The organism is Nostoc sp. (assembly GCF_054880495.1).
The window spans coordinates 1-10,675 of sequence record NZ_JBTYKD010000280.1 but is presented as its reverse complement, the minus strand read 5'-3'; the positions used below and the strand labels follow the sequence as shown (position 1 = coordinate 10,675).

Below are 10,675 nucleotides of genomic sequence, written 5' to 3'. Positions count from 1 at the left end.
TCCCAAATCAGAGGAGTATCAGTGTTTAGCTGACGTAAATTTATATGATTCTCCTGAATGTACACGTTTAGCAACTCAAGCCGCCTCTGGGCGACATTTATGGGTAACATCAAATCATCAAAATTCAGTGGTTGAGGTGTATTTATGTGAAGATGATTATTCTGGATGGCTATCGCTTTCCGATTTTGATTCATTACAATCTGCTACTCTACCTTATCAGGCTGCAACATTTTCTAAATCTGAGATTAAAAAACTCCTACCAGAGGTGATCGCCTTTACCCAAAAAGCGATGCAACAATCAAATTATTACCTTTGGGGTGGTACGGTTGGGCCAAATTATGACTGTTCGGGGTTGATGCAGGCGGCGTTTGCTTCGGTGGGTATTTGGCTACCTAGAGATGCCTATCAACAGGAAGGATTCACCCAACCAATTACTATTGCAGAATTAGCAGCCGGGGATCTGGTATTTTTTGGAACTAGCCAAAAAGCAACTCATGTCGGACTTTATTTGGCAGATGGTTATTATATCCATAGTTCTGGGAAAGAGCAGGGACGGGATGGTATGGGGATTGATATTCTCTCGGAACAGGGAGATGCGGTTAGTCAGTCGTACTATCAGCAGCTGCGAGGTGCTGGTAGAGTTTTTAAGAGTTACGAACCACAGAGACGCTGAGGACGCACAGATATATGAGGAGTAGGTTGGTTTATGAAGGCTTGACTGGGGAGAATGGGGCGATTTCAGCAATTGTCCCAGATGTTTCGGTGGTGGTACCGATACATAACGAGGTGGAAAGTTTGCCGCTTTTACTAGAGGCGATCGTATCTATTTTATCCTCTTGTCAGATAAATTATGAAATCATTTGTGTGGATGATGGTTCTACAGATGGTTCTGGGGAATTTCTCAAGCAAGAAGCGCAAATCCGCACTGATTTAAAGGCGGTAATTTTGCGTCGCAACTACGGACAAACTGCGGCTATGGCTGCGGGGTTTTATTATGCAGTCGGTAAAGCGATCGTTACTTTAGATGCTGATCTCCAGAATGATCCGGCTGATATCCCCATGTTATTAGCAAAGCTGGACGAGGGTTACGATTTGGTGAGTGGTTGGCGGCAAAAACGTCAAGATGGCGCCGTCAATCGGTTACTTCCTTCCAAAATTGCCAATTGGCTAATTCGCCGCACTACTAGCGTGAATATTCATGACTATGGCTGTTCGCTGAAAGCCTATCGTGCCGAACTGCTGGCAGATATGAACCTCTACGGGGAATTACACCGATTTTTACCTGCTTTGGCGTACATCGAAGGAGCTAGAATTACCGAAATCCCAGTGCGTCATCACGCCCGTCGTTTTGGTAGCAGTAAATATGGGATTTGGCGGACATTCCGCGTGTTGATGGATTTGTTAACCATTCTGTTTATGAAAAAATTCCTCACCCGCCCGATGCACGTTTTTGGGCTGTTGGGCTTGATTTCAATGGTTTCAGGGACTGCGATCGGAATTTACTTGACTTTCGTCAAATTAGCTTTAGGTGAGATGATTGGCAATCGCCCTTTGCTGATTTTAGCAGTTCTCCTGCTAGTAACTGGAGTGCAGTTGTTTTGCTTTGGACTTTTGGCAGAATTGCTGATGCGTACATATCATGAATCCCAAGGACGGCCTATCTATCGGGTGCGAGAGGTGGTAGCAAAAAATGTTGACTAAGGTAACAATGGGCATTGGGCACTTGTACTGACTTTGCCTGCCCTGAGCTTGCCGAAGGGTACTGAGGGACGCGTTGCCCTGAGCTTTGCCGTACCACTTCGTGGAAGCAAGCTACGCGTAGCGTCTCGTAGAGAAGGGTCGAAGTAGCGTTCGCGTAGCGTCTCGTAGAGAAGTCGTTGGCGCAGCCTCTCGTAGAGAAGTATTGGGCATTGAGAATTAATGAAAAAGAGAGGGAAAGCCCTAACAGTTGCTTCCTTTACCCCTATGCCGTAAAGGAACTTCCAAATAAATAAATACTCAACTACTTCTAGTAGGGTGGGCAGGAAAGCCCGCCCTAAATATGGGACGGGTGGGGACACCCATCCCACTAGAAAATTGGGGATGTTTTTATTATTGGGAAGTCCCCTAAAAGCTAGGAGTGAAGAATCAAAGTTCCTCACTCCTAACTTTCAACTTTTAACCTTCAAAAACGGGCGAGGAGGGATTTGAACCCCCGACACCGTGGTCCGTAGCCACGTGCTCTAGTCCACTGAGCTACACGCCCTCACCGATAATCAATATTAACACATTCTAACCAAATGACGCAAGATAATTTTCCATCTAATTTTGCCAACTTAACCCATTTAGATCACCAAGGACAGGCACAGATGGTGGATGTGTCTGGCAAAGTAGCCACCATCCGCCAAGCAGTAGCCGAGGCCAATGTGCGGATGCTGCCAGCCACCTTCGCTGCCATTCAAGCTGGAAATGTGCCAAAAGGAGATGTGTTAGCAACTGCAAGATTGGCTGGGATTATGGCAGCCAAGCAAACAGCCACTTTAATTCCTCTGTGTCATCCGTTGCCTTTGCAAAAAATCGCAGTTGAGATTATACCCGATCCGCAACTACCTGGTTATCAAATTCAAGCCACAGTCAAAACCAAAGCTGAAACTGGTGTAGAGATGGAAGCGTTAACTGCCGTTTCCGTGGCTGCACTGACTTTATACGATATGGCAAAAGCCTTAGAAAAGTCGATTCAAATTGAATCAATTCGTTTAATCAGTAAGAGTGGCGGAAAATCAGGAGATTATTCCGCGCCAAAGCAATAAAAATTCAAAATTAAAGACATTTTCAGACTCTTGTAGGACTTACGTAAACAATAGCCGAAATCATGATTTTCTTTTTAGGGGCAATACCCTGTGGTCAGCCTTCGTCTACATGAATTGCCCATACTAGCGTGTAGTTTTGCGCTAAACTGTCATTTGTCATTTGTCTTTTTTTCAACCTAATGACCAATGCCCCATACCCAATGACAATAATTAACAGTTGTGTCCCAAGTTGTTTTAGAAAACGTTTATAAAAGTTTTTCCTCGCGTCAAGGAGAAAGTGTGACCTCACAAACTCAATCTTCCCTCACGCTTGGGGAAAAAATTGATGCAGCGCCAGAGCGTGCGGGAAGTGTCAACGTCTTGCGGCGGATTAACCTGACGATCGCAGATGGGGAATTTATGGTGCTGGTTGGCCCTTCTGGTTGTGGTAAAAGCACCCTGTTAAGGTTAATCGCCGGGTTAGAAGTGATGACTGGAGGCAATATCTGGGTAGGCGATCGCTTGATCAATGACCTACCACCCAAGGAACGCGACATCGCAATGGTGTTTCAAAATTACGCCCTCTATCCTCACATGACGGTGTATGACAATATCGCCTTTGGGTTACGCCGTAGGGAATTAGGGAATAGGGAAAATCAGCATTCCCCACTCCCCAACTGGGGAGAAAATCTTTTTGTGGGGGCGACAAGAAAGTTACCTAAAGGACTCCGTTATATTTCTGACAAAGAACGGGCGGTGGATGAGCAGGTACGTAGTGTTGCTCAACTGTTGCAAATCGAAACATTGTTGAATCGCTTACCCAAACAGCTTTCTGGGGGACAAAGACAACGGGTTGCATTGGGAAGGGCGATCGCGCGTGACCCGGAAGTATTTTTAATGGATGAGCCACTTTCTAACTTAGATGCCAAACTGCGGGCAGAAACTCGCGCCCAAATTGTCAAATTGCAGCGCCAATTGGGGACAACGACAATTTACGTTACCCATGATCAAACAGAAGCGATGACAATGGGCGATCGCATTGCAATTATGTCTGAGGGTAAAATTCAGCAAGTTGCTTCTCCCCTAGAACTTTACAACCGCCCTGCCAACCTTTTTGTAGCAGAGTTCATTGGTTCACCACCGATGAATTTTATTCCTGTAGAATTTCATGCGCCGCAATTAATTACCTATTCCCAGTTTCGTTTCACCCTTCCACAAATCTGGGGAAATGCCCTACAAAAATATGATCGCAAAACTCTAATTTTAGGTATTCGCCCCGAACATTTAAACTTGAGTATGCCTGCCACGAAAAATCTCCCAGTGCAAGTAGATTTGGTAGAGAATCTCGGCAACGATTCCTTTCTCGCTGTTAAAATTGCTGAACCCGGATCTCAACCTACTACTACAGCTAATTACCTACAAGTGCGAATACCACCAGACCGATTTGTACAAGCTGGTGAGCAATTATGGTTATCACTAACTCCAGAGAAAATTCACTTTTTTGACCCAGAAACTGAGTTAGCGATATTTCCCTAGAATCAATCATTTAGTAATTACTAAGGAACTGACAAATAAATAAAACATCCCAAATTTTCTTGTGGGATGGGTGTCCGCACTACGTGCCGCTACGCGAAGCTATTTTCAGGTAAATAGACCACGCGGTAGGGGCACAGCAATGCTGTGCCCCTACGACAGATGTGGTTCAAATACATGAAAACTGCTGTAAATATGCGTTACCCGGAACCCTTGTAGAGACGTACCAACGCTACGTCTCTCCATTCTTTTTCGGAGATGTCTATTACGAAGATAAGGAAATCATTTACTTTGAAGTAGTTCAGCGCAGGGCAAACGCATCTAAATTGTGATCAAGTAGTACATTTAAACTAGATAATCGGTTGCGATCGCTAATACTGAGGTAAAAAAAGTAGCCTTGATATTAAATATATTATTTACAACTTTTTTATAAAGTTGCTGGTGCATGGTTTTTTACCCTTTTGTCGCCTGTTCTCTTTACAGGGGTTTCACATTTATTAATCCCAAAACGGTGTATATTCTCCCCAAGACTTATTAATGGGAGAATTGAGATCAATTGCAGATGAGGCTGATAACACTAATTGCGCCATATCTAAAGCTAGTCGCCAGTCTAATAAGCCGTGATAAGCAAGGTTTTGATAATCTCGCAAACATAAGTTGCATGATGTATCACAGGCGTTTCCATGTGGCTGATTTATCCACTTGCTGGCAATGCTACTAACCCGCATTTCTCACAAGTCCTGCGATCGCACTCCTCGTAATCCTTACCCAGAAAATGTTTTGGGCATTTTTGATCGGTTATTTTTTGACGCAGTATGAAAAACCGGAATCTAGACTTCATAAGGCTTTGAGAATTGTGGTGAGAAATCCGGGCTAAGAATATTGGGATTCGCCAAATCCATCAATTTTTTAAATTATTTTGGCATTAGGACTTAGGGACTTCCAAATAAAAAAATATCCAACTATTTATTGTGGGGTGGGCGTCTCGCCCGCCCAGTAACCAAAGGCTCTCGTGTCGCCCACCCCACAAGTAGTAGTAATTTATTTCTTGGAAGTCCCTTATGCATTAACATTCCTACTAATACGGATAGCGGCTAAAATGGTGGTGCATAAAAAAGCAACTCCTTTGGGTAATCCTTGCGAATCATGCCCTTTTAAATGTTGCAAATTAACCCGTCCCTCAAAGATGACTTTTCTTCTCACTACTGTGCAGAAGTCATATTACAAAGGTATAATAGTTACGAATATATACGTAATTTAACTTAAGTTATTACTCGTTTATCTAACGTAAATTATCAACAAAAAGAATTTTTGATGCCTTAAAATAACTGAAATTTTAAGTATAAAATATTACATAATTAATGAAGGTTTGAACAAATATCATATTTTAGTTGGCGATCGCTAAAATTAAGTACCCAGAAACCGATTAACACGAGATAATAATAAACTCACACTACCCTTGGCTGTTATCCCATCGCCGATTTGTTCTGGCTTGGTTTAGGTAATTCACTTCGCAGTCATAGGGTGGAATTTTGCAAGTAGTTCTGAACCAAATCATGAAAACATCTACCGAATTGCTAGCCCGCCTGGAGTATTATTACCAGCAAATCAAAATGATCATCCTGACTCGGCAGAATCCAATTACTGGTTTACTACCTGCGAGTACAGCGATTACAGCCCACGGCGATTATACTGATGCCTGGGTACGAGACAACGTTTACAGCATTTTGGCAGTTTGGGGTTTAGGACTTGCATACCGTAAGATTGACGACGACAAAGGACGCACTTATGAACTAGAACACAGTGTAATCAAACTGATGCGCGGGTTGCTATTTGCGATGATGCGACAGGCTCATAAAGTAGAGACATTTAAACATACTCAGTCGCTACTGGATGGACTGCACGCTAAATATAATACTGCGACTGGCGATATTGTTGTTGGTGATGACGAATGGGGACATTTGCAACTAGATGCCACATCTATATTTTTACTGATGTTGGCGCAGATGACCGCAGCCGGATTGCAAATAATTTATACGATTGATGAAGTGAATTTCGTCCAAAATTTGGTTTACTACATTGGACGAGCTTACCGCACCCCAGATTATGGCATTTGGGAACGTGGTAATAAAATTAATCGTGGTAGTGCTGAGTTAAACGCTAGTTCCGTAGGTATGGCAAAAGCTGCTTTAGAAGCTATCAACGGACTGGATTTATTTGGTGTGCGTGGTAGTCAAGCATCGGTAATTCATGTGCTGCCAGATGAAATCGCCCGCGCCCGGATTACTTTAGAATCACTATTACCGAGAGAATCTGGTTCCAAAGAAATTGATGCAGCACTGTTAAGTATTATTAGTTATCCTGCCTTTGCAGTCGAAGATTTGGAGTTACGCGATCGCACCTTTAACGATATTATCAATAAACTGGCAGGTAAATACGGCTGCAAACGCTTTCTGCGTGATGGACACCAAACCGTTTTAGAAGATCATCAACGCTTACACTACGAACCGTGGGAACTTAAGCAATTTGAACATATTGAATGCGAATGGCCGTTATTTTTCACTTATTTAGTTCTAGATGGATTATTTCGCGGCGAGCAAGAGCAAGTTAAAAAATACCAAGAGATTTTAGAATCATTACTTATAGAACAAGATGGCTTACATTTATTGCCAGAACTTTATTATGTTCCAGCCGAAAACATAGAAGCCGAAAAATTAGCACCCCAAACGCAACCACGTTTACCCAATGAAAACATTCCCTTGGTGTGGGCGCAGAGTTTATATTTTCTCAGTGAAATGTTGAGTGAAGGGTTACTGGCGGTTGGTGATATCGACCCTTTAGGAAGACATTTGTGTGTGGGAAAACAGCGCGAGGCATTGGTTCAAATTGCTTTATTAGCAGAAGATGAAGATTTACAGACAAAACTAAAAGTTCACGGTATTGAGACACAAACGCCTACCCAAGTAGAACCGATTCAGGTGAGAAAAGCTGAAGAATTTTCCGCTATTTATACCCAAATTGGAAGTAACAATAAACTTGGTTTAACTGGGCGTCCAGCGCGGCGGTTGCGGAGTTTAACAACATCTAGAATCTTTCGGATTCGCGGCGAAACAATTGTATTTCTGCCTTCATTTTCTGACTCTCAACAGTTTTACTTAACCCTTGATTACCATTTTTTGGTAGATCAAATTAGAAGCGAACTAGCTTATATTCAAAAATATTGGAACGATTTAGGGCGTCCTACTCTGACTTTAATGTTGACGCATACCATGTTAGAAATCGGTTCTGAGGCATTACTAGAATTAATGCAAGAACTGAAAGATGGTGTTTGTAACGGTGTGCGGGTGAAATTAGGGCGGCTAAATCAGCTAATGCTGACATCTGGAATCCAAAGAATTGATTTTCTCCCAAATGCAGAATTTTCGCGATCGCCAGTGAAAAATGCTAGCCCACGTTGCTATTATTTGGCTTATCATCCTGAGAAAAACTGGCGCTTAGGAAATACCCAAGAATTTCAGATGGAATGCGAAACCAACTTTGGGTTATTACTTTCTCACTTAGGCTCATCAGAGAATATCTACGAGCAAATTGAGTTATTGCAAACTTTAACTCGCTTGCAGGGAATGCAATTTGATACGGGGTACGGTGAACCAGGATATCCCGTCACCGTAGCTGATTTACTAGATGAAGTTTACACCAAAGCTGGAGATTTAGCTATTTGGGCAGTAGTACGCCAAGCTGCGGGGTTACGGCTTATGGTTGATATCAGCCTATCAGATGCAGTGACGAGTATTTTGGTACGGGGTAAGCAAATTGCTGTGGGTAAAGCTTACAGTGAAGCGTCCTTGATTACCGTACCCATGTCCCATAATGAAATTGCCGATAAAATTAATCATTTTTGTCGTGAGGATATACGCGATCGCGTCCTCACCCAAGAGATTTTAATCTATCTTGGTATCTTGATTCGCTCAGAATCCGAACTATTTCAAGGACTACTAACGCTGAGAGTCGGCTATCTCATCTTATTGATCACCAGCGAACTAGCGCGGGAATTGCATGTCACTCAAGATGAAGCTTATGATCACTTAATGCAACTTTCACCCTTTGAAGTAAAAATGCGCTTGCGTCAGGTATTAACTGGATATACTGGTATGAGTAACCTGTTGCGCCAGCAAGAATCACTGCACGTCAAGCAAAAAGAAAGTGATATTGCTTGGGTGGTGTCACCAGCAATAGAAGAAGAAATACAAGTAATACCAGGCGGTTGGCGGCGGTTTCGCCAAGCCGAGGGTGCGACGGGGCGCGTACCAAAAGAATTTTTTAAGCAAGTTTGGCTATTAATGCAACATTGCAAGGGTCTAGTAATTGGCGATAAACTAGAGCGCCGCAATCGTTTAGATAGTGAGATAATGTTGTCAGAAATGACAGCAGGTGAAAGAAATTTTGCTCTCTTGGTTGAGCATTTGCTGAATAAAATCGAAGCTCCAGAATATCGCCAAGTTAATATTGAAGCATTAAGAGAATTAGCTGCGATCGCTGCCAATAATCCTAACCTGCAAATCGAAGGATATATAGTATTAGATGTGTTGATTGGTCATGCAGTGCGATTAGCATGGTTAGAAAACCATACTCATCGCAGCGATCGCTATGATGAGGATAAGGCTAGTGCGTGGCGATCGTTTTACAATACTTCTCCTAGAGATTGCGTTAGTTATATTTTAAAGGCTTTCCGCTTTTTAACAGAGTTTGTGAAAGATTTTTAAACGCAGAGGAACGCAAAGGAAACCGTAGAGGATGAGAGAGAATGAGTTGAGTGGGGTGATTATTGGTTGTGCGATGAGGATGCATACTGCTTTGGGGCCTGGTTTGTTGGAATCGGCTTATGAGGTGTGCTTGGATTAGGGACTTCCAAAGAATAAATGAATCAACAAAAACCAAGAAACTACGCTCAAACAATAATGATAATCATTAGACCTATCCACAAATAAAGCTTAAAATAGCTGAAACCCTTACCTAGCAAGCTTTTTAGCTAAAATGAAACAATAATCTCTAAAACCCTGTCCAGGGCTAGGTTTCAGGCAAATAAAGTTCTCATTTCCGGATAAGTTTATTGGAAGGGCGGAGAAAGCGGTTGCCGTAGAAACTGCGATCGCGTCCTTGCTTAAGCATGGCTACGATCTTGACGCTGCCGACAAATCAAAGACAATTGGAGTGATGTCTCCTTTTTCGCATCAAGCCAACGCGCTGAGGTATAGACTCTCTAACCGTTGGCGAAACTTTTCGTGGGATGATATTGGCACAGTTCACACCTTTCAGGGGGGAGAAAAAGCAGCTATTATCTTCTCTCCTTACCAGTGCCACCAAGAGCATAGTTTTTGGTTCCTTAACGGGAAACCTAATTTACTGAATACAGCCGTTAGTAGGGCAAGGAAATTGTTTATTTTGGTGGGTAATCTCAGGGAACTAGAATTAGCTGGCGGTGAAACCAAGCGGTTAGTTGAACACATTCGGCAACATGGAGAGATTCGCACTCTTCGTGAGCCTTGAATGTATGGCATCAGCAACGGTTTTTTGTAACTGAGATGGCACTACCCCATGAATTTGGTTAAGCTTGCTTGAGGGTCTATGTCGATGAGAAGGACGCGGTGTTCTCGTTTGAAGAGGTGGTATCCCAAATTTTGGGTCAGTGTCGATTTGGCGACACCACCCGCCTGGTTCAACAAGGCAATAATGCGGCATTGTTTGTCAGAAGTTGACACTGGCTTTTGTTCCTAGAAGATACGTTGAGGTTTGGTCAACCGACTCGGTTTTAGTTTCCGGTTTATTGAAGTGTATCAGAAGAATATAAGTTCTAGGGGACGGGAGTAAAGCAACCCTCAAACCTTATTACGCCCTCAGATGAAAATACAGTTAGCAAAGTTGGGGTTTAGAATATGGTTTAAAACAAAGTAAGAATGAATTAGGTTGGGCAGATTTTCATTTAACTCATTATCCACAAATTGAGAAGTGGTGGGAAATTGTTTGTAGTGCTTATTTAATGGTTAGTCTTCATTCCGAACAACTGCTTAAATTACCACCATCAATCGCTGGGAAAATGGACATGCGATGCCCTCGCCGCTAGCACTGAAGCAGATTGACACCTTACTGAACCAGTTGTGCAATTCATCGGATGTGGCTTTACGGGAACACAGCCAGACGATTCGAGAAAAATATTTCTCATTGGAGGAGGCAAAAGCATGAGTGCAGCCCGTTGCCAGAATGCTGACATTGGCGTTGACGTTGACTATGACGAGTGCGCCAATGCGGTGGGTTAGAACCCGATTATCATCCATCGCTCATTACCAACTCCAACCCTGCTCCCTGCCCTCGCTGCT

At 43.0% G+C, this 10,675-nt stretch carries 10 protein-coding genes, 1 tRNA gene and 2 pseudogenes; 9 read left to right on the top strand and 4 right to left on the bottom strand.

Annotation, left to right across the window (positions count from 1 at the left end; all coding sequences use genetic code 11):
• Nucleotides 1–673: C40 family peptidase (locus ACYTXL_RS24650; protein WP_461927013.1), on the top strand; the 673-nt coding region annotated here is incomplete at its 5' end.
• Between the two features lie 14 nt (nt 674–687).
• Nucleotides 688–1,701, top strand: coding sequence for a glycosyltransferase family 2 protein (locus ACYTXL_RS24645; protein WP_461927012.1), 1,014 nt, complete (start codon nt 688–690; stop codon nt 1,699–1,701).
• Here the strand turns inward: ACYTXL_RS24645 and ACYTXL_RS24640 are convergent.
• Both ACYTXL_RS24640 and ACYTXL_RS24635 read right to left on the bottom strand, forming a co-directional pair.
• Nucleotides 1,698–2,069: a hypothetical protein gene (locus ACYTXL_RS24640; RefSeq protein WP_461927011.1), complete on the bottom strand. Its 372-nt coding sequence runs from the start codon at nt 2,067–2,069 to the stop codon at nt 1,698–1,700. The genes ACYTXL_RS24645 and ACYTXL_RS24640 overlap by 4 nt on opposite strands.
• A 102-nt stretch (nt 2,070–2,171) precedes the next feature.
• Nucleotides 2,172–2,245 (bottom strand) — tRNA-Arg (locus ACYTXL_RS24635).
• 34 nt (nt 2,246–2,279) lie between these two features.
• Here ACYTXL_RS24635 and moaC point away from each other — a divergent pair.
• A complete protein-coding gene (gene moaC, locus ACYTXL_RS24630; protein ID WP_461927010.1) occupies nt 2,280–2,789 on the top strand; it encodes a cyclic pyranopterin monophosphate synthase MoaC in 510 nt (169 codons plus the stop codon).
• Between the two features lie 219 nt (nt 2,790–3,008).
• Nucleotides 3,009–4,304, top strand: coding sequence for an ABC transporter ATP-binding protein (locus tag ACYTXL_RS24625; RefSeq protein ID WP_461927009.1), 1,296 nt, complete (start codon nt 3,009–3,011; stop codon nt 4,302–4,304).
• Nucleotides 4,305–4,798: 494 nt separating this feature from the next.
• Here the strand turns inward: ACYTXL_RS24625 and ACYTXL_RS24620 are convergent, their stop codons facing one another.
• Nucleotides 4,799–5,029 carry a hypothetical protein gene (locus tag ACYTXL_RS24620; protein WP_461927008.1) on the bottom strand — a complete coding sequence of 77 codons (231 nt, stop codon included), beginning with the start codon at nt 5,027–5,029 and terminating at the stop codon, nt 4,799–4,801.
• 828 nt (nt 5,030–5,857) lie between these two features.
• Between ACYTXL_RS24620 and ACYTXL_RS24615 the strand changes: the two genes are divergently transcribed.
• The 3 genes from ACYTXL_RS24615 to ACYTXL_RS24605 all read left to right on the top strand — a co-directional run bounded on the left by ACYTXL_RS24615 (nt 5,858) and on the right by ACYTXL_RS24605 (nt 9,848).
• A complete protein-coding gene (locus tag ACYTXL_RS24615; RefSeq protein ID WP_461927007.1) occupies nt 5,858–9,064 on the top strand; it encodes a glycoside hydrolase family 15 protein in 3,207 nt (1,068 codons plus the stop codon).
• 31 nt (nt 9,065–9,095) lie between these two features.
• The gene (locus tag ACYTXL_RS24610) at nt 9,096–9,203 is read left to right on the top strand and encodes a GxxExxY protein (RefSeq protein ID WP_461927006.1); all 108 of its coding nucleotides are present in this window, start codon (nt 9,096–9,098) and stop codon (nt 9,201–9,203) included.
• A gap of 180 nt (nt 9,204–9,383) precedes the next feature.
• A complete protein-coding gene (locus tag ACYTXL_RS24605; RefSeq protein WP_461927014.1) occupies nt 9,384–9,848 on the top strand; it encodes an AAA domain-containing protein in 465 nt (154 codons plus the stop codon).
• Between the two features lie 3 nt (nt 9,849–9,851).
• Here ACYTXL_RS24605 and ACYTXL_RS24600 read toward each other — a convergent pair.
• Nucleotides 9,852–10,060, bottom strand: a pseudogene (locus tag ACYTXL_RS24600) (ParA family protein); the annotation flags it as partial.
• A gap of 155 nt (nt 10,061–10,215) precedes the next feature.
• Between ACYTXL_RS24600 and ACYTXL_RS24595 the strand changes: the two are divergent.
• Nucleotides 10,216–10,377 (top strand): annotated as a pseudogene (locus tag ACYTXL_RS24595) (IS701 family transposase); the annotation flags it as partial.
• A gap of 29 nt (nt 10,378–10,406) precedes the next feature.
• Nucleotides 10,407–10,541: a hypothetical protein gene (locus ACYTXL_RS24590; protein ID WP_461927005.1), complete on the top strand. Its 135-nt coding sequence runs from the start codon at nt 10,407–10,409 to the stop codon at nt 10,539–10,541.
• Nucleotides 10,542–10,675 lie beyond the last annotated feature (134 nt).

Coding starts and splice junctions, on each gene's coding strand:
- ACYTXL_RS24615 (WP_461927007.1), top strand. CDS start 5,858: ATGAAAACATCTACCGAATTGCTAGCCCGCCTGGAGTATTATTACCAG.
- moaC (WP_461927010.1), top strand. CDS start 2,280: ATGACGCAAGATAATTTTCCATCTAATTTTGCCAACTTAACCCATTTA.
- ACYTXL_RS24620 (WP_461927008.1), bottom strand. CDS start 5,029: ATGCGGGTTAGTAGCATTGCCAGCAAGTGGATAAATCAGCCACATGGA.
- ACYTXL_RS24645 (WP_461927012.1), top strand. CDS start 688: ATGAGGAGTAGGTTGGTTTATGAAGGCTTGACTGGGGAGAATGGGGCG.
- ACYTXL_RS24610 (WP_461927006.1), top strand. CDS start 9,096: ATGAGAGAGAATGAGTTGAGTGGGGTGATTATTGGTTGTGCGATGAGG.
- ACYTXL_RS24590 (WP_461927005.1), top strand. CDS start 10,407: ATGCCCTCGCCGCTAGCACTGAAGCAGATTGACACCTTACTGAACCAG.